General features: G+C 41.4%; 17 protein-coding genes. 13 read left to right on the top strand and 4 right to left on the bottom strand.

The genetic code is table 11. The features are described 5' to 3' along the window. Positions 1–568 precede the first annotated feature (568 nt). The gene (locus MHN79_RS06490) at positions 569–1,246 is read left to right on the top strand and encodes a hypothetical protein (RefSeq protein ID WP_239172182.1); all 678 of its coding nucleotides are present in this window, start codon (positions 569–571) and stop codon (positions 1,244–1,246) included. 66 nt (positions 1,247–1,312) lie between these two features. On the opposite strand, the gene MHN79_RS06485 is transcribed toward MHN79_RS06490, so the two are convergent. Next, the gene (locus MHN79_RS06485) at positions 1,313–1,975 is read right to left on the bottom strand and encodes a DUF4360 domain-containing protein (protein WP_239172216.1); all 663 of its coding nucleotides are present in this window, start codon (positions 1,973–1,975) and stop codon (positions 1,313–1,315) included. A gap of 232 nt (positions 1,976–2,207) precedes the next feature. Continuing rightward, the gene (locus MHN79_RS06480) at positions 2,208–3,491 is read right to left on the bottom strand and encodes a sphingomyelin phosphodiesterase (protein ID WP_239172181.1); all 1,284 of its coding nucleotides are present in this window, start codon (positions 3,489–3,491) and stop codon (positions 2,208–2,210) included. Positions 3,492–4,076: 585 nt separating this feature from the next. Here MHN79_RS06480 and MHN79_RS06475 point away from each other — a divergent pair. Further along, a complete protein-coding gene (locus MHN79_RS06475; protein WP_239172180.1) occupies positions 4,077–5,891 on the top strand; it encodes a ricin-type beta-trefoil lectin domain protein in 1,815 nt (604 codons plus the stop codon). Between the two features lie 54 nt (positions 5,892–5,945). Here the strand turns inward: MHN79_RS06475 and MHN79_RS06470 are convergent, their stop codons facing one another. After that, positions 5,946–7,997: a M4 family metallopeptidase gene (locus tag MHN79_RS06470; RefSeq protein ID WP_239172179.1), complete on the bottom strand. Its 2,052-nt coding sequence runs from the start codon at positions 7,995–7,997 to the stop codon at positions 5,946–5,948. Between the two features lie 425 nt (positions 7,998–8,422). On the opposite strand from MHN79_RS06470, the gene MHN79_RS06465 reads away from it, so the two are divergent. Genes MHN79_RS06465 through MHN79_RS06445 form a run of 5 tightly spaced genes read left to right on the top strand, consistent with a single transcriptional unit; the run spans position 8,423 to position 14,042 of the window. Then, positions 8,423–9,556 (top strand): efflux RND transporter periplasmic adaptor subunit, encoded by a 1,134-nt coding sequence (locus MHN79_RS06465; protein ID WP_239172178.1) that lies wholly within the window; start codon positions 8,423–8,425, stop codon positions 9,554–9,556. After that, complete coding sequence (locus tag MHN79_RS06460) at positions 9,549–10,817, top strand: TolC family protein (protein WP_239172177.1); 1,269 nt, start codon at positions 9,549–9,551, stop codon at positions 10,815–10,817. The genes MHN79_RS06465 and MHN79_RS06460 overlap by 8 nt, the downstream gene beginning before the upstream one ends. Then, positions 10,817–12,031: an ABC transporter permease gene (locus tag MHN79_RS06455; RefSeq protein WP_239172176.1), complete on the top strand. Its 1,215-nt coding sequence runs from the start codon at positions 10,817–10,819 to the stop codon at positions 12,029–12,031. The genes MHN79_RS06460 and MHN79_RS06455 overlap by 1 nt, the downstream gene beginning before the upstream one ends. Positions 12,032–12,034: 3 nt before the next feature. Beyond that, positions 12,035–13,318 carry an ABC transporter permease gene (locus MHN79_RS06450; protein ID WP_239172175.1) on the top strand — a complete coding sequence of 428 codons (1,284 nt, stop codon included), beginning with the start codon at positions 12,035–12,037 and terminating at the stop codon, positions 13,316–13,318. Positions 13,319–13,337: 19 nt separating this feature from the next. Further along, a complete protein-coding gene (locus MHN79_RS06445; RefSeq protein WP_239172215.1) occupies positions 13,338–14,042 on the top strand; it encodes an ABC transporter ATP-binding protein in 705 nt (234 codons plus the stop codon). Positions 14,043–14,098: 56 nt separating this feature from the next. Here the strand turns inward: MHN79_RS06445 and MHN79_RS06440 are convergent, their stop codons facing one another. Next, positions 14,099–15,124: a lytic polysaccharide monooxygenase gene (locus MHN79_RS06440; RefSeq protein WP_239172174.1), complete on the bottom strand. Its 1,026-nt coding sequence runs from the start codon at positions 15,122–15,124 to the stop codon at positions 14,099–14,101. Positions 15,125–15,436: 312 nt separating this feature from the next. Between MHN79_RS06440 and MHN79_RS06435 the strand changes: the two genes are divergently transcribed. From MHN79_RS06435 to MHN79_RS06410, 6 genes are all read left to right on the top strand, one after another. Continuing rightward, positions 15,437–17,320 (top strand): methyl-accepting chemotaxis protein, encoded by a 1,884-nt coding sequence (locus MHN79_RS06435; protein WP_239172173.1) that lies wholly within the window; start codon positions 15,437–15,439, stop codon positions 17,318–17,320. Between the two features lie 178 nt (positions 17,321–17,498). Further along, positions 17,499–18,935, top strand: a complete 1,437-nt coding sequence (locus MHN79_RS06430) for a serine protease (protein ID WP_239172172.1) — start codon at positions 17,499–17,501, stop codon at positions 18,933–18,935. Between the two features lie 158 nt (positions 18,936–19,093). Then, entirely contained in the window at positions 19,094–20,608 is a 1,515-nt protein-coding gene (locus MHN79_RS06425) for a M20/M25/M40 family metallo-hydrolase (protein WP_239172171.1), read from the top strand. A gap of 317 nt (positions 20,609–20,925) precedes the next feature. Next, complete coding sequence (locus MHN79_RS06420) at positions 20,926–22,821, top strand: methyl-accepting chemotaxis protein (protein ID WP_239172170.1); 1,896 nt, start codon at positions 20,926–20,928, stop codon at positions 22,819–22,821. 249 nt (positions 22,822–23,070) lie between these two features. Continuing rightward, a complete protein-coding gene (locus MHN79_RS06415) occupies positions 23,071–24,741 on the top strand; it encodes a pyridoxal-dependent decarboxylase (RefSeq protein ID WP_239172169.1) in 1,671 nt (556 codons plus the stop codon). Between the two features lie 83 nt (positions 24,742–24,824). Further along, positions 24,825–25,760: an ABC transporter substrate-binding protein gene (locus tag MHN79_RS06410; protein WP_239172168.1), complete on the top strand. Its 936-nt coding sequence runs from the start codon at positions 24,825–24,827 to the stop codon at positions 25,758–25,760. Positions 25,761–26,072 lie beyond the last annotated feature (312 nt).

Genomic DNA, 26,072 nt, shown 5'->3' with positions numbered 1-26,072 from the left:
AAACTGTCGCACCATCTTTTTCTGTTCACACCAATTAGGATCTTGTTGCCTTTTCTAAGAGTCTTTCGTCCTTTGTACTATATTGTTTACTTTAAATTATAACCCTATATCTAAAAGTACCACCGTTATTACCGATCAATTTCACTCATCATATCTCTGTCAAGGTTTCATTTTCTCTTAATAAAACTTAAATGATATGTACATGTAAAATGATGTTATGGTTCTGGAAAATAACTCAATTGTTGATATAAAAGAAGATGTTATTAGAGAAAATGTTTAGAGATAAAATACTTTTATAAAGTTCCAATGATACTGTGATTATGACATGATTGTAACAAGAGGTTTCTTCCATATTTTTTTTCATTTAAATATAAAAATATAATTTTAACGTCGATTTTAGTATTTGGAGTTAACTTGTTTAAATTGTGTTTTTAATTATATTTCTTTATGTAGAATTTCTATTTTTAATAAAAAAAATCATTTTTGTTTTATATCACAAAAATAAATATGACCTCTGTAGAGTATGTGTTTTGTGAGGTAACTTGTCGGCGGTTTATAAGAGGAAATAATGATGAAAACAAAAATAGCAACCGCTTGCTTCGTTACTTGTTTAGCTGCCCAAGTACAAGCGGAAACCCCTCAGACTGAAGCCCCTCAAGTGTTTACAGATACAACACCAGAGGGAGTATTCAATAAGTTCGAAGCTGCGCACCAAACTCGTGAAAGTATGGTTGAAAATGGCTTTACTCTGCACCGCTGCGGCGTTCAATCGATACGCCAAGGCGGGCCTATGCAGCAGCAGATAGATATTCCGCATAGTCAATTTCAGTGTTTATACTCCAAACCGGGTGAGCTTCCAAGTGATGAATCTGAGCTTGTGTATTGGCACCTGAATGTACTTTACAGTCATGATACGGGCTTATATAAGTCAGGGAATGTGTATACCGATGAATATCAAGTTAATGTTTACACGCTTAAACCTGCTTACTTACTTGATGTAGCGCCGCATTATTATAAGCAGAGAGCTCGTTTACAATCACAAGGTATGACGGTTGGAGAGTGTAATCTTCAGCAAATTTACTATTTTATGAAACCACAAGAAGCCACCTACCTTTCTCATGTAGCGACATGTCCAGTTTATGGCTCTGAAGGTGATATTTCGGGTAACATACAGGTTGATATAAACCATACCCCTGCGAATATGGGTTACAGCGAAAGACAAGTTACGTACAACGCGACCCAATAAAATATTTGAAGATCTATAAATAAGAATGGGGGCTTGTGCCCCCATTGTTATGTTTTATGTGCTGGTTTAGATTCTTTCACCTGTTGGGCTTACATCACCACATTTTCTAAACATTAGACCATAGCTATGAGTCAGTTTACCATCAATGGTATCTAGTGTGATGAGACCGCTATTGTCACGATTGCGGCGATTGTCCACTTTTATTTCTGACTTAATTACGACGGGTTCTGTAGCGTTACAAGAAGACCAAACTAAGCTTGATAGGCCAAGACGGTCACTGATTTGGTAGTTTTCTGAAATTGGTCCCGAAAATGCTGAGCTTAGTCGAGCTTCTTGACGTTCACCTGCGAAGAAATAAGTCGAGATTTGTTGTGCCATTACGTGTTCATCAAGGTCGGCGTACCCACGATAGTTAACGTCTGCGAATGTAAATGCGTATCCATTTGGAATCCCTAGTACTGCGGTGATCTGACAGTTTTTACGATTCTCGCGTCTTGAGATATCCGGTCCAGCTTCTGCTATATACTCGTCAAAGCCAAGTACAAAGGACTTACCATCAGGTGCGATAGTTGAAGAGACAGTACCAAAAGGACAGCCACTACCTGAGCTTTGAAGACTTTTGATGGTTACCTGAGAAGGATCAAGTTGGGCAAGTTCAACTTCAGCAAACGCATTAGTAGTTAATAGCGTGCTTGATGCTGCAAGTAGTGCAGGAATAGACAACTTCATTTTCAATTTAAACTCCTTTTTTACTGATAGTGTTATTGCTAAAATTCATTTTAATTCAATAACTTATGTTGGAGTCTTTAGACTAAATGAAAGTTGAAGAAAAGTCTTACCTTTGCCTTTTGTCGTTTTTCTTTTTTTATAAAATGAGGCTGCAAGCTCAGTTTGCAGCCAAGTAACTTATGTAACCAACTGATTACATGAAAGAACGATATTACTTCAATGAAGTTATAGTTTAGTCCGCTATTGTAAATTGAGCACTAACGGCAAAATGGTCGGATAAATCCCAAACTCCCCACATATCTTCTTGAAAATTGCGTGGTACAACAATCTGACTTGAGCTGTTCGAGATACTTCCATTGTTGCGATATAAGATATAGTCGAGACGCTCTCGGTCTGATTCCTCAGAATAACTCAGATGTTCATTGAGATACGGATCAAAACTGTATTCAAGTGAGCCCTCTAATGTAGGCTCTTCTATATCGAGCACTCTTTGCATTTGCTCAAAATCTAACGGAAATTTGTGCTTAGCAATATTGAAATCACCTCCAATGATCACGGGTTCATTGTTAGGCAAATCTAGCTGGTCAATAAAAGCAAATATTTCACCGACCTGCAGTGTTCTAATGTTTCGATAGGCTTGTGAGTTCCATGCGCCAAGGTGTAAGTTAAAAAGATGAAAAGGGGAGTCTCCTTTCATAATTTTTGTATAAAGTATCCCCTTATCTGCTGAACAGTCTGTACCCTTACAGTTTTGAAATACATGTTGAGCTTGTTGAACAATGGGATATTTACTGAATGTTAGCACACCACCATCATACGTATTACTGCCGCCACCATTTAATTTATTGCTCATGTGAGGAAAGTACTGTTGCATAGTCCAGATGATGTCTTGCTCATTTTCACGCCTAAATACCTCTTGCATAAAGACGACATCATAGTTGTGTATTGCATTGGCTATCAATTTGTCTCTTACGCTCATGTACCGACCGACATAGCTAAGCATCCATGTATTGTATGTGACTAAACTGAGAGTGTTAGGATTTCTAGGTTGTGGTGGTTTTATTTCATCGATGACGAGAGTAATTTTATCGTATCCACCCGTGTAACTCGCTTTAAAGTAGTATTGATAGTTTCCCTTAAATTGCGCATAAATACTTCGGTCGGTATAATATTCATCCAATTCAAGGGATTCCGGATCAGCGAAAGTATAAGAAATGTTTGACCCCCAAATGGTTCCTTCCAACTTTATAGCTAAAGACAGATGTGACTCACCTAAGAGTATATAAAAATCATATACTTCTCCTGCCTTTACACCAGAATAACGGCTAAGCTCTGCTGCATAGGTCTGTTTATAGGGCTGGAGTGGCTCTATGTGCTTTCTGTTTATTAAACTAGAAAGGCCGATAACATTAAAATCAATTTCATTCTCTGTGTTATTTAATATATATATACTAGTATCTGCATTTGCAGTGAATGTGAGTAATAGTAATATTATGATATTAGATAGTCTTTTCATTGCTGCCCAACTTTTTATTATTTTAGTTAAAGCATTTTACTAATTGCACCTTTGTTTATTTGCTTTATTATCCTATTTTTGCTAACTGTGACAAATTTGTAAAATTTTAAGGAGTTTTTAGTGAGAGATTCAAATACTAATGTTGACTTGTCTCAATATTCGTAACTCGACATTTGAGTTGATTAAATATGCAAAGTTGAACGCCTATTTATCCATATAGTTTAAATAATACATATAGATATACGATAACGTTATCGTAATAAAAAGTCATACTCAAATGTTGATATATATCCCTGAAATAGGTTCTATTATTAACTCAATTAAAACTTAATTGTTTTCCTCAATATAAATTAATATGCTCAATTGAAATGATTTCTTATTATAAATCAATGATTTGTAAGGAAATATTTAATACATAATCATTGGATTAATGAGAGTATTTTTTGCTAGTTTTACTCACGTTTTAAGTAATTCATGCTAGTTTGTTATTGATTTGCTGAATGTATATCTTCAATCTACCCGCTGGCAAAGTTGGAATGTCTATACAACTTTTTTGTGCTAAATCTGACGGAGTAGAGTTTTAAAATGAAAAAAATAATTACATTGTTGTCTGTTGCTGTGCCGTTTGCTGCGCTTGCTGATGACACGCAAATTGAACAGTTCATGAAAGCATTTCATGAAAACCCTCAAGAAGTTATGGATAGGTTACCGGTGAAAGAGGGTGACGACTATCAGACAATGAGTGCTGAAGATATTGAACGAGTTCGGACCGAAATGCGTGATACTGTTATGGATAGAGCAGAACCTATGCTTGCCCCTCGCTTTGCACCGAATTTGGGTAATGATAACCCAGCTCGATTAGTCGATGTTGGCAATGCCCTTATCCGTAACTTAACAGAATTGGATAACGCAGCACCAGACTCGAAACGTCTGTCGGTTCAACCTTGGTCTGATACGTATTGGCCACTCTATTCTGGCGCAGCCGCATGGCGGTTTGCCGACAGAGAACTCAACGCATCAAATTGGCAAGAGTATTATGACTTCTCGCATACTATAAAACCTCTTGATAGCTACTCAATTGAAAACCGCCATCTATTGTCACCAGCAGAAAAATACGATCTATTAGTCGGGGACAATAACTTTACCCTCACTAAGCGTTCTTGGGATTCCGGCAAAGGCTACTATGAGTCTCAAGGTAGAGTAGAACGTTGGATGGGACTTTGCCATGGCTGGGCAGCAGCAGCTTATATGCTTCCTCGACCTGAGAAATCAATCAATGTACCCGATGCTAATGGTGAGATGATCAAATTCTATCCTTCTGATATCAAGGCGTTAGGCACTTTACTTTGGTCTGAAGCACCGTTTAATACCCGATTTATTGGCGGCCGTTGTAACATTAAAGATCCAGCGAAAGATGAGAACGGACGAGTTATCGAACCAGATTGTGTCGATAACAACCCAGCGAGCTGGCACTTATCAGTACTTAACCAGATTGGTATTACAGGCCGCAGCATGATCATGGATGCGACTTATGATTACCAAGTATGGAACCAACCAATTTTGGGCTACCGAGTGAAGTACTTTAACCCAGAAACCAATCGTGCATCGAATGATCCGGCAGAAGTGACGATTGCCATGGACGACTATAAACAAGATAAGTTTACCAAGTATCGTTCATCACGCGCGGTTTCAGTAGTTGGAGTAGAAATGGTCGTTGACTACATGGTGGAAACTAACCCGACACATAGAAATTATGATAAGCCTCAGTTAGATGGTGTATCACGTGTAAGATACTACTATGACTTAGAGTTGGATGCATCGGGGAATGTGATTGGTGGTGAGTGGTACCAAAATCGTCACCCTGATTTCTTGTGGACTCCGACACCTCAAGCTGTTGCCAAATCATACTATGATGGCAGAGGAAGCTGGGATGTAACTCAATCTGTACCCACTAGCTGGCAATCTCAAGCACCAAGAGCGTCTCGTCATACTCAACCTATGACGTCGATTGTGACGACTCTGTTTGAAGCATCTTCAAGCGATGAGAAACCTGCACAGGAATGGAAGCAACTGTTAACACATCGCAATCAGTGTTTAGATGTTGAGTATAGTTCTGGTTCAGCAGGTGCTAAGGTGTTTGGTTGGAGTTGTCATACAGGCGACAACCAACATTGGCAGCTAACCTCAGCTGGCAAGTTAATTAGCAAAGCAGCACCAGGCATGTGTCTTGATCAAAACAGTCGTAACATAACCATGGAAGAGTGTAGCGATCGTCCTAACCAAAAATGGCGTTTCGAAAATGGCCAGCTCAAAAATGCTTTGGATAACGCTCTAAGATGGAACGAAAACACTTGGCTTGTAGAAGCTGATGTGAATGGCAGTCAATGGGCTTGGAAATAAAGTCTGTTAGCTGAATGAACAATGGAGCTCGATAACGAGCTCCATTTTTTATGTTTACTGATAACAACTCCCTTCAAATACCCAATACCAATAATGGTCATATGGATCTGAGTAGCTGTATGGGTCTAATCCCCAACTATCTTGAATGGCGGTAAACCTATTGCCATAATATTGGACTTGAGTACCTTGCGGATAATAGTCATTGGCTGACCACTCATTGAGTGCAGAGCAAAGATCCTGCGGTTGTGGCTTTGGCTGTGGTTGCGGAGCAGGTTCTTGCTCGTCTAAATAAGCACTGACACCCACGTAAGCATCCGATGAGCCTGTTGCGCCTGTAACCATAACATATATATCGGTTTGGCCGACGCCACTAAAACCACAATATTCACCATTGTCAGCGTTTGTGGATGCACAATCATTGTCTGTTAGAGAGGCGGGTCGATTAATTGCAACATACATGTCAACGTTACCGTAACCATTATAGGTTTGAACCCAAATGTCCTGACTTGGTGCATTTTTCAACACGAAGTGTTGCTCGTCATTGCCATTGGCGTCGACAGGTGTAGGTACATTGATTTCCAATTCACTTATACCAGGAGTTGGTGTTGGTTTAGGATTGGGGTTCGGCTGGGTTGAGGTGCAATTTGTTACTTGAACTCCGACTTGTGCAAAAGCGCTGTGAACTGCTGAGCTTTCATAGCCAAGTTTTTCAGCTGCTTTACAGACTCCCTCTGCACCTTGTTGAAAGTTAGAGTTCGCACGCCAGTATAATTGGTTAGCGGTTGCGTAGGCAATGAAAGCTTTTTTGATATCCCAACCAGGACTTGTTGCTAGGTGATAGAAGGCTTTATTGAAGATACCTGAGCTATTATGGACATCAATTCCGTTGTAATATTGGTTGACATGATCGATGGAGCTGCCATCTTTGCTCGGTTGAATGAAGTATCGCATCGCATCGGAATACTTCATTACGTGCTCACCCATTTTCCAATTAAAACTTCCATTTACGTATTGGCTAAGTGCGGCGGCCGAAACATCAGAGAAAGACTCATTCATACCTCCAGACATACCCCGATACTCAAGACCAGAGTTCTGCTCGGTAAAACCATGGCTGACTTCGTGAGCAATGACATCCCATGTGGCAAGTGGGTACATGGACTGGTTGCCATCACCGAATGTCATTTGCCGTCCATCCCAAAATGCGTTGCCATAGTTCGTGCCGTAATGCACACGCATGGTTAGCTTTTGTTGTAATGGTTTAGTGTTTAGCCAATCCATATACATATCAAATACGCGTTGCCCAAAATATTGCGCGTCATTCATCGGAGCATATGCCCCATTGACTGCTCGGTTGCTGTTTGTGTTACAGCTAAATTGATGTACTTGGCCACCATACTGTTGATTCTTCATATCAATAGTTTTGACATTTTGGCTGTCCATTTGACAGTACTGATTCACTTCAAAACCACCAAAATGTGTCGTGGGACTGAAATAATATTTACCGCTTTTTTGGTTACCACCAGGGCCCTCTGCTTCGATAAATGCGATACCTTCCCATTGATCAAGAATCTCCCCATTTTTGGCATCGACTAATGTAATTGGTCTTGATGGCGACATGCCTTTCATTTCAACAAGATCAACTTTATATACAAGGTGAGCCACTTGTTGCTTGTCTTGCCAGATCATTAGATTGGCCCTTGGCTCACCAATCGGGCGAGATGCAAAGCCTGTATTGGCGCCTTTTACAAGGTCTATGGCTTGGTCGGCGTTAAACATAGGCATGGTAGAGCCAATGTCTGAGCTAATACCTGTGAGCACTTGTCCATCAAGAGGGGTTATATCACCCTGATTGGAAACTTGTGCAACAATAGACTGACCGTATACAGGAACACCAAAATGTAATTGCTGCTTGCGCAGTAGAGTGTTGCTTCCTGCTTGTACATGATTAATTTCTCGATATGCCAGCGGTTGGTTAGATGGTGAATAATTCTTGGACGCTGTCTGACTAAGTATATGAGAGAGGTCGATCTGCGAGTGATCAACTATGGTTGCCGCTTGCGAGCCAAATGTTATTGGTAGCAAGAGAAGTAAATGAACATTACGCATACTTCACCTTTGTAATTATTTCAGTTAGTTGGGGTAAAAATTGCGCTTCCAGAGTAGTGATCATTTCCAACAAAAATAACTGCAATTAATTTTATATGAGTGGCTGGTTCAAAATGTTTAATTTATTGTTATTTCGAATGAGATCTTGGTTCTAAGATAGATATTTATAATTTTAATTTTATTATTAATAATTCTTTAACTTATTGTTGTTTTTTATTTTATTCTTAAGTTTTTGTTTCGCACAGGTAGCGAAAAAATGGATGAATTATGGTGTCGATTGCTGAGTCTTAAAAAATCGGTCAAGTTAAAAATATGTAAAAAATACTCATTACTATGCCTATGCAACGCGTTAATGGTTATCATGGTGGAACTTATAAATAACTAAGTAGTCACAGGGCTACATAAATAATTAATGGAACAAACGCATGGCTAAATCTTGGCTGATATCAACTGCATGCATTGTATTTATAGGCAGCGGTATCTGGGTCTATTTACATTCTTCAACTAGTACAGATCCGTTTCCTACCTTAAATGTCGAAAAAGGAACGATTGAAAAACAGGCAATGGCAGTGGGTAAGATAGTGCCATCACATGCTATTTCGATTAAGTCTCCCATCGAAGGAATTGTTGGCGAAATATATGTTCAAGTAGGACAAGATGTTAAACAAGGCCAACCTTTGGTCAAAGTAAGTCCGAATCCTACGCCTCAAGCACTTACGGATGCCTCTACTGAGTTGATGCGCAGTGAAGCGGAGTTGGAGTCCGCCAAACAAAAGCTGTCAAATTTGGCTGAGTTGCTAAAACAAGGTGTTATTCCCAGTAATTATGATGAGTATGTGAGCGCTCGCTCTGAGGTGAAGTCTGCCAATGCGACGGTATTACAAAAACGGCAAAACTTAGAGTTGATTCAAAGTGGTGAAGCTTTAATTGGTGATGAACATTTGACTTCTACCATTTTGGCACCAATCAGTGGTACGGTTTTGAATCGTAAAGTTGAGGTTGGGGAGCCGATTATATCAACAGCGTCTAGTCAAGCGGCAACAGAAATTATGTCTCTGGCTGATATGAATAGCATGATATTCAAAGGTAGTGTCAGTGAACATGATGCGGCTCAGCTGATTACAGGAATGCCGGTTTCTTTATCGGTTGCACCTTATCCCGATATAGAAATTAAGGGTGTTATTACCAAGGTTGCTATTCAATCTGAAAAACTTAATTCGCCAGATGATACGGACACTTCCAAGAGCTTTGACAATGGCTTTGAAATAGAAGTTGGTCAACTTAACATTCCAGACAATGTGACGTTACGATCAGGCTTTTCATCGACGGCGAAAATCACACTTAAAAAGTCTCAAGATGTCTTAACGCTACCTGAACGAGCGTTGAAATTTGAAGGTTCTAAACCCAATGTTTTAATTGCAGATAATTCAGAACAAGGTTTTCACCAACAGGAAGTGGTTTTGGGTTTATCGGATGGCATCAGGGTCGAAGTGCTTGAAGGTGTGAGTTTGGGAGAAGAAGTCATTGATAATAGTATGATGGGAAGTGATCATGGCTAGTCAACGTCTTTTTAGCATAACGAGTTTGTTTTTGGCGATAACGTCAAGCGCTTCCTGCTTTTCTTTAACCATTGACCAAGCGTGGCAACTGGCAAAAAAACATGATCCTGATTATGAAATGGCTCAAATAGATCTCCAAATAGAGGAAACGGATGTTTCAGTAAACCGAAGCGCTTTACTTCCATCACTTGATGCCAAGGCTTCATCGAGTTGGAACCAAGATAGCGATAATACCAACTCATATAATGTGGGCTTATCTCAAACAATTTGGGATAGCAGCTTGTGGTCAAACCTTGATCAAGCACAGGCCAACTATCTCAAAACCGAGCTTGAATTGGCGAAAGCACGAGATGATTTGGCGCAAAAAGTACTCGCGGCTTATTTAAATGTTGCCAGTGCTCAAAGTCAATTATTATTGGCGGAGAAGAAGTTTGCCGAGGGCCATAAACTTCTCAAAATAATAGAGAAGCGTTATCGCGCTGGTCGAGTAACCTCTGTAGACGTTGAAGAGATAAAAGCGACTCAGATCGCCGAAAAATCAAGTATTCTTGAAGCGAAAGCCAATCTAAATTCTCAGATGGCGCAGTTGGCTGCTCTTGTTAATCAAACTCCAGAACATGTAGAACAGATTAAGACGGATTCTCTTGTAGAGCCGAAGATGCTGGTTAAATCTGAATCTCAATGGCTTAAATTGTCCATGGATAAGAGTCCAGAGTTGTTGGCAGCGGTACAAAGTGTGAAATCAAGTGAGTTTGCTCGCCAGTCAGCCCAGGGCGGCTATTATCCTACCGTCTCTGGTAATTTAGGTTATAGCGATGATGATACCAATTCAGATGGAGAGTTTAACGCTGGGCTAACCTTGAATCTTCCCATTGACCTCAACGGATCGACGAAAGCCAAAGTCGAGACGGCATCACTTAATGTACTGAAAGCAAAGCAATACAAGCGTAAGATAGAAATCGATATTGAGAAAAGAATTAGGCAGCAATACAACCAAGTAAGCATTGATTGGGAGCGAGTATTGATGGCGAGCTCTCTGGTTGATTCTAATGCTAGAGTGCTCAAAAGTAAGCAGACTCTTTATGACGCTGGTAAATCTGAAGCTTCTGATGTGATTGAAGCTCACAATCGCTTATATGAGGCCAAGGTTGGTTTGGAGACGAACCTATACAACTACTGGCAAGAAAGAATTGATCTGTTACATACATCTGGTCAGCTTGATGATGGAACGATTCTGACCATTTCAAAGGCCTTTCATTAATGAAAACCTTATTGTTACAAACATGGGTGACCATAATGGCTCATCGTACTAAAAGTATTTTGGCAGTGGTGGCTATTTCTTGGGGTATGATATCCGTGGTTACTTTAATGGCGTTAGGTGAGGGCTTTTACCGTAAGCAGAGTCAGTCATTTGCCTTTATGATCAATGATACTCAAATCATTTTCCCTTCAAGAACGAGTAAGCCGTGGCAAGGAATGCCAACGCGACGAGAAATTAGCTTATCACAAGACAATGTGGACCAGCTTAAACACGCTGATTTTGTTGCTGATGCTTCTGCGGTTTATGCAAAATGGGATGCTAACGTGTCTAGTATGATGGGACAGCAACTTGCAACAGGTGTTGGAGGTGTTGACTCGGCTTACTTCCCTTTGATGAAACGTAAACTCAGGTTGGGATCTAGGAATATCTCTCCAAGTGACATTAAAAATCACACCAGAGTAGCAATTATTGGTGATCAGCTTGCACAAATGGGTGGATTGAGTGTCGGTGATGATGTGAAAGTCAATGGGATTCCTTTTCGGGTGATTGGTATTTTGGATGATGAAAGCAGTGGTATTTCATTTGGTGACAGTCGGAGAGTCTTCATCCCTCAAACCACTTACCGTGACCTATGGAATGACAAAATTTGGATGATCTTAGCCAAGTCTGCTTATGATGCAGAAACGACTTATTTTAGGAAAAATATCATCACATTTTATGCCCAGCTACTTCATTTTGATCCAATGGACCGAGACGCCTTGTCGTTTTTAGATATGAGTGATAGGTCTGATGTAATCATCAATATTTTGAGGGGCATTCAGATATTTCTTGCTGCCAGTGGTGTGATGACCATGGCGGTAGGAGCGCTTGGTGTGGCGAATATTCTGTTTTTGTCCGTAACAGAGAGGACAAGAGAAATTGGTGTTCGACTTGCAGTGGGGTCGACCCCAAACACAATTCTCAGCCAGTTTATTTTTGAAGGGTTAATTCTTGTCGCTATAGGAACCGCGGTAGGACTGGGTCTTTCACTGGGCTTAGTAGGAGTCTTGTCTGTGGTGCCCCTACCAGAATGGATAGGTGAGCCTGCTGTTACTCCACAGGCAATTTTAGTCGCTTTGCTGGTGACTTTCTGTCTTGCGTTTCTTGCCTCTTATTTTCCAGCAAGAAGGGCATCGCGTTTGACTCCCGTTGTTGCTTTAAGTGCAAAGGCTTAAATCATGTTGTTGCCAATAAGACAAATTTTTCAAGAAATGGCGTCAGAGAAAATTCGATTTGTTTTGACGGTTCTAGCGGTTGCGTGGGCAACCTTATGTATTGCAGGCATGCTGGCTGTGGGTGAAGGGATCCGCCTTGGTGTAATGAAAACCGCCCAAAATGGTAATGGCAATCTCATTTATCTGACGGGAGGCATTGCTACTATCGACTTTGGCCGTTTTTATATGGGCAAGCCTTTGGACCTAAAACTCGATGACTCCGAGATTGTAAAGTCTCTCCCAGAGGTAAAGTCAGTAGCTCCAACTGCAATGTGGGAAGAGGACATCACCGTTGGGGATAAATATACATGGCGTCAGCCTTTGGCTGTTAGCAATGAATTTCAGTCTATGACTAATCTTAAACTTCTCAACAGCGGCCGCTGGTTTAATGTGATTGATCAGCGAGAGCAACGTAAAGTGGTTGTACTAGGGTATTCAATAGCGGCCCATTTTTTTAACCCAGAGGGGCGTGAGAGCTGGTTTGATACTGTGACGCTCGAAGTAAACCCTGTGGGTAAAAAAGTTAAAATTGGCGATGAGGAATTTACAGTAATTGGGGTTTTGAAAAAAAATAGTGCCGATATAGAGCAGGGCTACCCTATCGACTATTCAAGTTTTGTCCCTCTTGGAACATGGAAACGTTATCACCTTGATGGTGATATTTCTGCAATCAATGTTGAGCCCCATCAATGGGTGGATCGCATTAGGCTTGCAGATACTATACGTCAAGTTTTGGCTCGTAAGCATGGCGCAAGCGTCGAAGACCGACAGATTGTTCAGGTGGAAGATAGGTTCCTTGACCAAAAAAGCATGCGTCAGTTTCTTGTAGGTTTGCAGAGCTTTTTAGGCATTATTGGATTTGTTACTCTGGCGGTTGCTGGAGTAGGAATCGCTAATGTTATGTATGCAACTGTAAAACGTTCTACCCGAGATATCGGTGTACGTATGGCTGTAGGTGCAACGCCGACAGCGATTCGCTTGCACTATTTAGTTCAGTCGTTGGCCACTATGTTGATTGGAGGAGGGCTCGGGCTCATCACCACTTACTTACTCGTATGGACTATTGCCGCGATTGATCTCGAAGGCAACATGCTTTACGAACATCTTGGTAATCCAATCCCACAACTGTCTTGGCTAGTGGTAGCAATTGTGGTTTGCACTTTGGTCGTAACAGGTGTTTTGTCGGCTTGGTTACCGGCTAGCAGAGCAGCTAAAGTTACGCCAATGGAGGCCTTGCAGAGTGAATAACTCAGAGAGTAATACAGATATGGCTCAAAATTTACTGGTTAAACTCAATGACATATGTAAATACTATTCCAGTGGAGATACAGAAGTTAGAGCGTTGGACAAAGTGAGTCTAACTATTGATCAAGGAGAGTTTTTATCCATATTAGGACCATCAGGTTCGGGTAAGTCGACATTAATGAACATTTTGGGTTGCTTGGATAAACCTACCCAAGGGAGTTACGAGCTTGATGGTCAAAATGTTGCTTCCTTGACGAGTAACCAGTTGGCGGAAATTCGTAATCAGAAAGTGGGTTTTGTGTTTCAAAGCTTTAATCTTCTCGAATACGCGACGGCGTTAGATAATGTTGCTCTTCCCTTGGTCTATTCAGGTATCTCAGCTAAAGAGCGTAAGCGTCGTGCTGGTGAGCTACTTAAGCAGGTAGGTTTGGGCGAGCGTATGGAGCATAAGCCAAACCAATTGTCTGGTGGCCAGAAGCAAAGGGTGGCAATTGCTCGAGCCCTAGTTAACGACCCGCAAATTATATTGGCTGATGAACCTACGGGTGCTCTGGATTCAAAGTCTGGCGCAGAAATCGAAGCTTTATTCAATCAATTACATTCACAGGGCCGGACTTTGATCATAGTGACTCATGATCACTCCCTAGCCGAGCGTACCAAACGTGTTATCACTATTAAAGACGGTAAACTTGTGTCTGATAGAAAACCTGTTGCCGTGGAAATATAAATCAATATGCGCTGATTCATCTGATGAATCGGCGCGTGTCATCAACGCTTGCAAGACTATCGGCCTTTAATCAGAGATAGTTGATAGTTAAACTTGGCGGATGGACCATGAACCTGATTGGCATATAAGTTACGAGAATCAAACATATAATGATTCATTCCTTTGTGCCAAATGCCGATATACCACTCTGGATTGTTACGACTATTAAACTTGGCTGCAAGCTCTGCTGGCCAAGTGCCGTGCTGAATATGTTGGTCGGTAATCACTAGAGAGATATCGTGTTGTTCTTGGCCTTCTAAATTGAATATACGCAAACGTATTGTGTCTCCAACTTCTGCAGGGCCGAAGTTAAAGGGAATGAAGTAATTGAGCACGGAGAGCGTATTATCTAGTTCATTAGCCAGTGAATGTGGTTCAGGGCTGCTCTTATTAGAGGTAAACGAAATATCACTGCAGTTATAAAAGCCTTCTCCTGCCGGATCTTCACGTTGCCATCGGGTAAACAGAATCGCGTCTCCACTTCTATTGGTTGGCAGGGCAATGGTGATTTCATAATTGCTGTTTGAATCGACAGCAATATTTCCTGCTGTATCGACTAATTCCAAATCTGACCATGTTAGTGGATAGGTAGCGTCATAATCGGGTTTACTCAGGTAGAACTCCCAATATGAAGGATTATGAGGGGCTGTTGCATGAAATATGAGTTTGAATTGATGGTTTGAATCAAGTGTTATTTGCGTCTTTTGCCAGTCGGGTGATGTGATATTGAGTCCTGATTTGGCAAGGTCACCTGCACTGCACAAACTTCCATCTGGTATTGATGTTTTTACTTGTTCAATATCCCAATATTGACTGACGTTTATCGCAATTTCGTTACGTTGTACGAATTGAAAAGCTCCAGATTGATCGAATGCAGCTTGACATGCTGCGTTTGGGATGCGGTCCTCCCAAAATCCCCCATCAAGGTAACAAATATTTTGTCGAGCGTTCGGATATTCTACCCAGCCATGGGCGTGTACGGTTAACGAACAGAAGGTTAATAGGCTTGTAATCGTTAGATAGGTCGTTATGCAGGGTTTCATAATATCTCCTTGCAAATATTATTATTGCCTGAAAGCACAATGTATGTGTACCCAACGATCTCACCCTAGCAGTAATGCCATGATTATCTCGGTAAAACTCTATTAATATCTTTTTACTCTGTTAATTTGGAAGCCTGTACTCAGAGATATGGAAATGTTTGTTGAAATATTCAATCACATTCGAGTCACTTCAAATTCAAATTATCTTATCGAATAAAGGCATTAAACAATTGCCGCTCATTGCAATTGATTAGACTAACAGCTAAAGCTTAATAGGTATGCAGGTTAAAAGTAGCTAATTAAGGTAGTGTTATGTTTAAAAACTTGTCGTTAAAGAAAAAATTAGCGATGTCTGCAAGTGCGGCCATTATTGTAGGGGGGATGCTGGTAGAGCTTCTATCCTTTAGGGCCTCTCTGCAAAGGCTAGATATTGAAGTCACACAACGGTTAGAAAGCTCTACAGCTTCTTATAATCAATACGTTGCTGACTGGATAGAATCGAAGGAACGAGCGCTTACATCAATCACGCCAGACGCGAACATGGATTTTATTGTCAGTAACCTCAAGCAGGTTAAAAACTCTGCTGGCCTTGATAATGTTTTCCTTGCTTTCCCCGATGGCTCACAAAAAAATGCTAATGGCGTCGTTTTACCACCAGGTAACGATGATCCTCGGAAATGGGGTTGGTATATCAATGCGATGAAGGTACCTGACAGGGTCTTCATGGACAACCCTACCGTTGCCGCAGCTACGGGAGCAAATGTCGTTTCTCTAGGTAGCGTGGTGACCCTAGGTGGCGGTAAAGTAGTTTTAGGCGCTGATGTAGAAATTACCGATATCATCTCGGGCCTGAATAAAGTTATATTGCCTGGCGAAGGTTATATGTTTATTGCCAATGAACAAGGCAACGTATTTACACACAGCAATACTAAGTTACTTAACCAATCAGTTGAGCAGCTCGGCTTGAACTTTGATGATATTAAGCGTGCGATGAACTCAGGTAACGATATATACACAGAGGTTAATGGAGAATTAAGCGTCGTTTATGCCTCTCAAATAAAAGGAACCTCATTAATCACGGTGACAGTGCTTAATCGTCAATCGCTAGTATCCCCTTTGTATAGCGCGATGTGGGGTCAGATTTTGGTCACAATATTGGTCGTTATTGTGTGTACTTTCCTCTTTAACATGTTGTGTGGAATACTATTTAGGCCGTTGACAAGGGTGTCTCATGCATTGGAGCAGATTGCTCAAGGTAGTGGTGATCTTACCCAAAGACTCGATATCTATAGTAACGATGAGGTAGGCCAACTTGCCAACAACTTCAATACGTTCGTCGGCAGCATGCAGAATTTGATCGGACATATCCGTGAGCAATCTGATCACCTAACCAAACAGTCAGATATTAGTAACCAGCGGGCAAACCGAAATGTCGATGAGATTAACCAACAGCAAGAAGAGATTACCATGGTAGCGACCGCTGTGACTCAAATGGCCTCAGCGACAGCAGAGATTGCTTCTCATGCAGAGCAGACTGCACAGTCAGCTCAAGATTCTGCAAAGAACACTGAAAATGGTAGAACTGTGGTACTGGAGAACAAGAATTCTATTCATCGCTTAGCTGAAGAGTTAGACGAAGCAAGTAATGTTGTTGGAGAACTCAATCGTCATTCCCAAGAGATATCTACTGTATTAGCGACCATTCAGGGGATTGCCGAGCAGACCAATTTGCTTGCGCTTAATGCTGCGATTGAGGCGGCGAGAGCAGGAGAGCAGGGTCGAGGCTTCGCTGTTGTGGCTGATGAAGTGCGAGTACTTTCTCAACGAACTCATGATTCGACCGAGGAAATTAAAGCAACGATTGACACACTGCAGGCAACAACCTCTAATGCCGTAAAATTGATGGAGAATAGCTCTAAACTCGCAACACATTCTGTTGAAGATGCTGACAAAGCGAGTATTGCTCTTGAAGAGATTAACAATTCAGTGAAAAACATCAGCGATATGGCTACTCAAATCGCGACTGCAGCAGAACAGCAAACTCATGTCACGAACGAGATAACGCAGAATGTCACACTTATTAAAGAAGTTTCCGATCAATTGGTTAATAGCGCTCAGGAAAGTTCACAAGAAGCGGGTTCGGTTAAGGAGTTATCAGGCGAATTGATGACAAAAGTGTCAACCTTTAAGCTCTGATTTTAAATATATTTTAATCAATCAAGGCACTCTCTGAGTGCTTTTTTATTCATGGCCGACAAGTTACCCGTATGTTAAAGTTTACAAAATGGCTTGTATAAAATTTGTTGCATAATGTATTTTTGAGCATAAGTTTGAATTTGGGAATATAAAAATAAACCAAAAAAAGGACTTATCGATGAAGATGAACTTATGCAGCGTCGCGTTGGCTTTGGCGTTTTTATCTACACCTACACTTGGAGTTGCCGACACAAGCTTACCTGTTATCGCAGATGAGATTAAATACTCTTTAACACAGAATGAGCTTAAAGCGGTAGATGGGGTTAAATCGACTCAACTTATCGAACACAAGGGGGCTACATTTGTAAAGCTCCACTTTAAAGAGCTTATTTTACCCAAAGGTGCCTCGATAAGAATCCAATCTCCCACATCAGGAGAAACGGTTGAGTACGATAAAAGTCAAAGTAACTGGTATGCTCAATCGATTTCAGGTGAATCTCTGACTATCGAGTTAGTTGCAAATTCGAATGGAGAGTATGGGCGATTTGAATTGGACCATTATATGGCAGGCCGGGAAGTCATAGGGGAAGAGTCAACTTGCGGTGTCAACGAACGTCGTGATGTTGCTTGCTGGGAAGACTCCCACCCAGATAAAGTTGCTTGGAGTACGCCTGTAGCGCGTTTATTGATCAACGGTAGAAGTCTATGTACTGCTTGGCGTGTCGGACCAAATAATCATATGTTCACCAATAACCATTGTGTGGAAAGTGCGTCTGAATTAAAAAATACTGAAGTTTGGTTTAACTACCAGCGAACCAGTTGTAATGGCTCCATGGCAACAACCGTCAAAGTAATGGGTAATGAAATACTCAGCACAGATTATACCTTAGATTACACCTTATTTACTGTCGATGATTTTGCTAAAATATCATCGTTTGGTTATCTTGGGTTAGATGCATCTGAGCCCGTTTATGGTGATGGTATTTATATTCCTCAGCATGGTGCAGGTAACCCTAAAGAGCTTTCAATTGAGAGTGATAAAAATGGCTCAGGAATGTGCCAAATCGATCTGGCTTCCGCAAATGGGCGTGGTTCCAATACAGATACGGGTTACTTTTGTGACACCATCGGGGGCTCTTCGGGATCACCAGTATTAACAACGGCGAACAACAAGGCGATCGCGCTGCATCACTTCGGTGGATGTGAGAACCAAGGTGTGAAAATCAGTAAGATTTGGCCGAAAGTTTCCAGTTATTTTAACGGTGTTTTACCTGACGGTTCTGTGGGACAGCCTCCAGGTGACGGTGCTACTGAACTAAGTTTGGATACGCCACTTTCAAACCTGTCCATGACTAAGGGTGAAGAAAAAATGTTTGTTCTTCGTGCGGCAAATCGGACGTCTGATGTAACCGTTTCGATCGTGTCTGGCACAGGCGATGCGGACTTGTATGTACGAACAGGACAACCACCAACAACCAGTACCTATGACTGCAGACCGTATCGCTCGGGAAGCACGGAGTCCTGTGACGCTGTGAATGCGAGCGAAGACCTTTACGTGATGCTTCGAGCATACAGCGGTTTCTCTGGAGTGACACTTTCGGTCTCTAAAAAATAGATTAATGGTTAGGGGTGCTTTGGCACCCTTTTTTTTATTTGTCTAATGATATAAATGTGACAATTTTATCTGACACCCCGCTGTAAATGGAATAATTCTCAAAATATAAATAATTATCCTAAGTTTTGAATGTTTTCTAAAGTCCCGTGGAGGCGATAATGAAATACTCAAAAACGTGCTTGGGGATAGCGCTTTCTTTTACCTCGATGTGCGCAATCTCGGCAGATAAAGTATGGGTATCTATAGGTTCAGATGCAGCGGAGACCATTACGGCAGTTGGAGCAACATCTGTATTACCCGCCTCTTTGGCTAGTAATGGTCATGCTTGGGTGGGGCAACTGGATGAAACTCAGTTAGCGGGTCTATCGCATGATATGCATGAAAAGCACCATCGCTGTGGTGGTTACATGGTTCACCCATCACTACAAAGTGCGATGTTGGCAAGCGCTATGCCTGTAACTTTGGATAGCTTTACCATCCCAACCTTATCTCAACAGGCGCTTGTCTTACCTTGGCTTTCGCAGGTAAGCTCGGCTGAAATTACCCAAACCATTCGCTCTTTGATGAGCTTTAACAATAGGTTTTACACCACCACATCTGGTGCGCAAGCATCTGATTGGATTGCGAATGAATGGAGAACCTTAACGCCTGGACTTGCAAATTCGAATGTCACTCAGTTCTCTCACCGTGGATATAACCAGAAATCGGTAATTTTAACTATTGAGGGAACAGAATATCCGGATGAGTGGGTGGTCATGGGAGGCCATCTAGATTCCACCATTGGCCCTAGAACCAATGAAAACTCAATTGCGCCAGGTGCAGATGACGATGCATCGGGTATCGCAAGTGTCACTGAGATTATACGAGTATTGTCAGAAAATAATTTTGCTCCAAAGCGTTCTATGGCATTTATGGCTTATGCGGCGGAAGAAGTCGGTTTAAGGGGCTCGCAAGATATTGCTAATACCTATCGTTCGCAAGGCAAAAATGTGGTATCTGTATTGCAGCTAGACATGACTAACCACAAAGGCTCTGCACAGGACATTGTTTTCATCACGGATTATACCGATAGCAGTTTAACTCAGTTACTTACCAATTTGCTTGATGAGTATTTGCCATCTCTAAGCTATGGCTATGATCGCTGTGGATATGCATGTTCGGACCATGCCTCATGGCATAATGCGGGCTACTCAGCTGCTATGCCGTTTGAATCAAAGTTTAGTGATTCTAATCGACATATTCATACCTACAGAGATACTCTTGAGAACTCAGACCCTACAGGTGCCCATGCGACCAAGTTTACCAAATTGGGTTTAGCATATGCAGTTGAGATGGGTAATGCTAACGGTGGTAACCCTCCTACAGATAAGGTGTTAAAAGACGGTGTGCCGGTCACAGGATTAACAGGCGCTACAGGAAGTGAAAGTTTGTACACCTTCGAGCTGGACTCTGTTAGAACTCTAGATATCAAAACATCTGGTGGATCTGGCGACATGGATCTGTATGTAAAGTTTGGTTCTAAAGCCAGCAAGCAAAACTGGGATTGTCGTCCATATCGATACGGTAATAATGAAACTTGCACCTTTACGAATGCGTCTCCAGGGACATATTACGTGTTGTTGAATGGTTATTCGTCATTTTCCGGTATGACATTAGAGGCATCGACTCGATAGTTTTGATGTGTGGGTGGCTTTAGGTTGTGCCATCCCACCAATTTAAGTGTCTTTTTAGTCAAACTAGTAAGTTTTCCTTTCCTTGAACCTTTCCTAACTATTTATTCTCACAGCGAAAAATAAAACAGTATAATATTTGTTGCATATAATTGTGATATAAAGCTAAGGTTATAGTGTTGGCTGGGTGTATTGATGGTTTGACTATGAGCTTAGACTCAAGTATTCACTGAACAAAAGTGAATAGCCTACAAATAATAACAGACCTGATCGCATCCTTACGTTGTTTTGTTCGCTCGTACATATAGTGAGGAAGCGTAATGAATATTGGTTTTAAAACTCGTATCTATCTCGGGGTGGGGTTACTTGTCACTCTATCTCTAACCGTTCTTGGTACTTTGAACATACTCTCCATGAAAGAAAAGATGATCACTGGATTGGTGAGTGAAACTCAAAACAAGCTTAATTTTCATGTTATCGAACTTGAGCAGATGATGAAGTTTCGCATCGATGCAATTGCTTCAGGTGCAGAGCAGTTCGGTACGAAGTTAACAAGAGAAGAAAATCAGAAATTGGTCACTTTACTGGCTCAAAGTGCAGGTTTCGCAAATGTGATTGTCACTTACGAAGATGGTCGCAATTATATGTCGATTGAAAACGCCAGTCGCTTTGATTTTCGAACTAGGAGTTGGTACAAAGCAGCGACGAAGGCATCATCTGCTGCCCTAACAGATATATATCAGGATAAAGTGACAGGAGACCAGGTTGTTAGTGTGACCATGCCGATAAAACAAGATGATATTGTCGTCGGGGTGCTTCTCGGTGATATTCAACTTGGAGAAATTATTGATAGGGTAAGCAATATGCGTTTTGCAGGTGGCGCTGCAACTCTGACCGATAGGAATGCGGTCTTTTTTGCTAGTGATGATCCAAATGATATAGGAAAAACACCGTCACAGGTCAGTGCTAATTTCTCTCAGATGGAACAGATGTTCGCCAATCAGCAAAGTGGACACCTGAGCTTTCCATACCTCGGCATACAATTTGACGGCTATTTTCAAAGGGTCAATTTAGCTGATGATATGTACTGGACCTTAATGGTGTTTGTAGATAAGGCAACGGCGCTCGCTGAAGTCGATAAAGCTGAGCGTGAAGCGATTGTTATGGGGACTGCGTTATTTATTATAAGCTTTGGAGCTATTTTTATAATTATCCACTATGCATACAAACCTTTACTCATACTAAAAGCAGCGGTTCTTGACCTCTCTGAAGGAAATGGAGATCTTACTCAGCGTCTTGAAGTTACCAGCAGGGATGATTTAGGGCAGATTAGTCAGGGATTTAACAAGTTTGTACAAAGCCTGCAAAACATGATGCTCAATATCTCTCAAGCGAGCGAAAATATATCCACCAATGTCAGTGAACTCAGAGATACTGCGCGAGATAATGAGGCTAAGCTTCTTAACCATTCGAGCGAAACGGAACAAGTCGTGACTGCTATTACTCAAATGAGTGAAAGTGCGAGAACAGTAGCGGAGAGTGTTCAACAGTCAAATAAAATCACTGATGCAGCCAGTTCAGAAGCACAATCTTCATTAAGTATTGTCAACAACGCTGTTTCAACGGTGAGTACCTTGGTTACTGAAGTTGAGGATATGGCTGGTCGTATAGGAAGTATGAAGAAAGATGCCAATCGTATTAGCGACGTACTGACGGTGATTGGTGAGATTTCCGAACAAACCAATTTACTCGCTCTAAATGCAGCCATTGAAGCTGCTAGGGCGGGAGAGCAAGGTCGAGGGTTTGCCGTTGTCGCCGATGAAGTCAGGGCTCTAGCTGCAAGAACACAAAATAGCACTTCTGAGATCTCGGATATGTTGAGCCAATTGCTTGATGGAACTGATCGAGTAGTGAGTGCAATGGAAGCCACTAAAGGGCAATGTCAGTCAACCGCTGAAAAAACTTCTGAGGTATCGGAAAGCTTGGGTGTTATGACGGTTTCAGTCAAAGAGATTGATGATGTTAGTACACAAATCGCGGCAGCAACAGAGCAGCAGAGCACGGTTGCAGAAGAATTGAGTCGTAACATGTTATCTATTCGTGAAATCGTCGATTCTCTGGTAAGTAGTGGGCAACAAACTGTATCAGCCACAGAATCTTTGGGCGATTCAAACCACGAACTTGAAAGGTTAGTAGCCAACTTCAAACTGAAATAATCTTATGCCTCAAGAATAAACCCTTGAGGTAAGAACATGCTCGGCAAACTGTGCTTTACGCCAGAAGATGGTGGCCCACATTATTGAAGACAGGGCCTTTTAGCATAGTCGTTGCCGAGTCCTAATGGCTCAAGTTAGGGCCTAAATCTCATATTGCATTGCTTTACGCTGCTTGGATGCGGCTGACTTATTTTGCTTTGCGTATGTAAATGATAAATGGATCACTATCGATGAAAAAGGAGAATAAGCATGGTTTATGTTTCTACATTCCCCAAAAATCCTGTAGATGAAAATACCTTGTCCAGAGGTTTCATCGATAAATACCATCAGGTGATGCAATGCTTCTTTAGTCGCGATAAACGACTATGGCCCCTGTTTTCTTCTCCCGATATTGAAATGTTGGTTAGTGGTCAGAGTCCTTTTTCTACTGAAAAATGCCGACACCTTAATAAGGCATTAAAACAACGTAAAGAGATACCAGATGAAATGCAGACCCAGATCAATGCTTTTGATCCCCTTGCGTTATTCGTCGCTCACCATTGCAAGGATTGGCAGGATCCAAAATCGGTTGAAAATGTCATTTCAACCCCCTGTGATCCCGCAATACATGGTGCTATGTTAGCCACGGTTAAAAATCCCAATTTAGTTTACAGTGAATACTCGGGTATGGCCGTTGAGTTGGAAAACATGGTCATTCGTCAGATAGCTTCTCTTGCTGGTTATGATCCATTACATGCTGGAGGATTGTTCACTCAGGGAGGAACATTTTGTAACCTTTACGGTTATTTGTTTGGATTACGCAAGACGTTTCCAACGTCGAAATTTGAGGGTATTACGGGTCGAAGTTTTTGTATGTTCAATACTGAATCGGGTCATTACTCAAACATGACTAATTTGGCTTTGATGGGAATCGATATTGGCAATCAAGTCACTCGGATTCGTATCAATAGAAACAACCAAATTTGTCTCGATGACTTCGAGCGTCAATTGGATGCATACTTTAAGAAAGGGGTTATGGTTCCGACGATAATGTTAACATGTGGCACTACAGATACTTTTGCTATCGATGATATTAGCTCGGTGCGCCGAACTACTGAACGTTTATGTCGTAAATATCATATTCTCCGTTCTCCTCACATTCATGTCGATGCGGCGGTGGGATGGAGTTTACTCTTCTTTCTTGATTATGATGTTGGCACTAACCCGTTGGCGATTAACCCTGCCACGTTAAAGAGCTTGTCGTATTTGAAGAGCATGATGAAAGGGTTAAAAGAAGCCGATTCCTTTACGGTCGATTTTCAAAAGTGGGGATATGCGCCCTATACATCCAGCCTGCTTATGGTAAGGGATCGCCAAGATTTTGAGGCATTACGTCAGCAATCAAGCTATTTTTCTTACTTTGAAGATAAGCTCAAGAGCAAAACATATCTTCAGTCAACGATCGAATGTTCCCGAGGAGCAGCTGGAGTATTTTCTGCCTATTCAGCTTTACAATTTCTCGGTAAAGAAGGTTATCAGACTATCTTGGCTCATGGGTTACAAAATGCCAATTACATGCGCGCGCAACTCGAAAAGATAGATGGCTGTAAAGTGGTGTGTCCCTCGAATCATGGTCCGTCGGTAGCTTTTCGGTTATATCCAGAACTGAACGGACCGATATCAGAGATGTATTTAAACGAAATCGGGCTGAAAGCTAATCAGGTTGATGAGGATAAAATTAACCAAGTATCTTGCTATCATCGTCAACATTTCACTCATAGAAGAGGAAAAGGTCTTAAAACAAATTGGGTAAATTCTATTACTCACACAGACTATAATCACGCTGGTAATTGTTTGGCTATACCGGGTGAAAAGGCGGTTTTTCTCAACCCTTATACCTCAAGAACTAATATTGATGAATTCTGTCGTTTGTTTTACTGATGGTATATAACAGCGGTTACTTTAGCCCCCATAGGAAGTTACTTTGGCCTATTCTATAAGTAGGGTAGAGCTTGGAGCTTTTTATGATTCAGAATGTACGTCTAGGTTGGTCCGTTGCCATCTTGAGTTTTTCTTGCTCGACATATGCCGAGACGGTCAAACTGTTAGAGCTAGATTGGTCAAGTCAACGCGTTCTCACCCATGTTCTTGCAGACATTTTAGAATCGAAAAATGTGAAAACAGAAATTATTGCGATACCTTCAACGCCACAATGGATGTATTTGAGTACAGGAAAAGCAGATATTCAGGTTGAAGTATGGGAAGGGTCTATGGGGCCACAGTACCAATCTTTGCTAGATAAGGCGCTTATAGAGGAGGGGGGAACTCACAAAGCAAAAACGAGAGAAGAATGGTGGTACCCTGATTATGTAGAGGCTCTTTGTCCGGGTTTACCAGATTGGAAAGCGTTGGAAAAATGTCATGCGATATTCGCGGAACCAGGTGAGCAATTTGGCACTTTCTACACAGGTCCTTGGGAAAAGCCTGATAACGCGAGAATAAGAGCCTTACAGCTTAATTTCAAAGTCGTGGTCCTCCCTGATGGCGACTCAATCAATCAAAAAATACATCAGTATGTTTCAAAAAAGAAACCACTGCTCATTTTTAACTGGACTCCAAACTGGGTCGAGTCTACCTACCCGGGTAGTTTTGTCGAATTTCCTCCCTATAGTGCAGAGTGTGAGAAAGATCCTAAATGGGGCATGAATGACAAATACCCTTGGGATTGTGGTAATCCAACAGGAGGTTGGTTAAAAATTGCTGTCTCTACTGGGCTTAAAGACCGTTCACACTGTGCTTACAAGGCGGTGCAAAAGTTTCAATTGACCAATAGTGATGTTGCTCTCGCGGCGGCGTTAGTTGACATAAATAAATTGGATGTGCCAACTGCCGCTAAAGAGTGGATGGTGCAAAGAAACGATTACGTTCGTCAGGTTCAACAAGATATTGACTGTCGCTAAAAGACACCAACCCCTAACATAGAGCCTCCAGAAACATGAATTGAATTCGGTTACCATGCTTTTTATGTAATTAGAACGCAATATTATTGAATATGGATATCCGCTGGTTTTAATTTACAAAGATATATAAAAGTTATAACTCTTGGGGCTTTGTGTTTTTTTATTGTTATTTTTATTGGTCTCTATTTGGGCAATTGGTGTGGAATGGAGACACTTTACTATACATGTTGATGCTGTGATTTTCGTCTAAATAATAAAGTCTCGTAATGAGTCAGCTTTTATATCTTTTGTAATATTTTTTTCAAAATGTTG

Source organism: Vibrio sp. Of14-4 (assembly GCF_022347625.1).
Classification (GTDB): domain Bacteria; phylum Pseudomonadota; class Gammaproteobacteria; order Enterobacterales; family Vibrionaceae; genus Vibrio; species Vibrio pristinus.
Note: the sequence above shows the minus strand (reverse complement) of the source record. Positions and strands in the feature narration are given on the sequence as shown.

Bases quoted from the DNA above. Each gene is read 5' to 3' on its own strand.
- MHN79_RS06435 (WP_239172173.1), top strand. From the start codon at position 15,437: ATGTTTAAAAACTTGTCGTTAAAGAAAAAATTAGCGATGTCTGCAAGT.
- MHN79_RS06485 (WP_239172216.1), bottom strand. From the start codon at position 1,975: ATGAAGTTGTCTATTCCTGCACTACTTGCAGCATCAAGCACGCTATTA.
- MHN79_RS06465 (WP_239172178.1), top strand. From the start codon at position 8,423: ATGGCTAAATCTTGGCTGATATCAACTGCATGCATTGTATTTATAGGC.
- MHN79_RS06455 (WP_239172176.1), top strand. From the start codon at position 10,817: ATGAAAACCTTATTGTTACAAACATGGGTGACCATAATGGCTCATCGT.
- MHN79_RS06425 (WP_239172171.1), top strand. From the start codon at position 19,094: ATGAAATACTCAAAAACGTGCTTGGGGATAGCGCTTTCTTTTACCTCG.
- MHN79_RS06430 (WP_239172172.1), top strand. From the start codon at position 17,499: ATGAAGATGAACTTATGCAGCGTCGCGTTGGCTTTGGCGTTTTTATCT.
- MHN79_RS06450 (WP_239172175.1), top strand. From the start codon at position 12,035: ATGTTGTTGCCAATAAGACAAATTTTTCAAGAAATGGCGTCAGAGAAA.
- MHN79_RS06490 (WP_239172182.1), top strand. From the start codon at position 569: ATGATGAAAACAAAAATAGCAACCGCTTGCTTCGTTACTTGTTTAGCT.
- MHN79_RS06415 (WP_239172169.1), top strand. From the start codon at position 23,071: ATGGTTTATGTTTCTACATTCCCCAAAAATCCTGTAGATGAAAATACC.
- MHN79_RS06445 (WP_239172215.1), top strand. From the start codon at position 13,338: ATGGCTCAAAATTTACTGGTTAAACTCAATGACATATGTAAATACTAT.
- MHN79_RS06420 (WP_239172170.1), top strand. From the start codon at position 20,926: ATGAATATTGGTTTTAAAACTCGTATCTATCTCGGGGTGGGGTTACTT.
- MHN79_RS06460 (WP_239172177.1), top strand. From the start codon at position 9,549: ATGGCTAGTCAACGTCTTTTTAGCATAACGAGTTTGTTTTTGGCGATA.
- MHN79_RS06470 (WP_239172179.1), bottom strand. From the start codon at position 7,997: ATGCGTAATGTTCATTTACTTCTCTTGCTACCAATAACATTTGGCTCG.
- MHN79_RS06475 (WP_239172180.1), top strand. From the start codon at position 4,077: ATGAAAAAAATAATTACATTGTTGTCTGTTGCTGTGCCGTTTGCTGCG.
- MHN79_RS06410 (WP_239172168.1), top strand. From the start codon at position 24,825: ATGATTCAGAATGTACGTCTAGGTTGGTCCGTTGCCATCTTGAGTTTT.
- MHN79_RS06480 (WP_239172181.1), bottom strand. From the start codon at position 3,491: ATGAAAAGACTATCTAATATCATAATATTACTATTACTCACATTCACT.
- MHN79_RS06440 (WP_239172174.1), bottom strand. From the start codon at position 15,124: ATGAAACCCTGCATAACGACCTATCTAACGATTACAAGCCTATTAACC.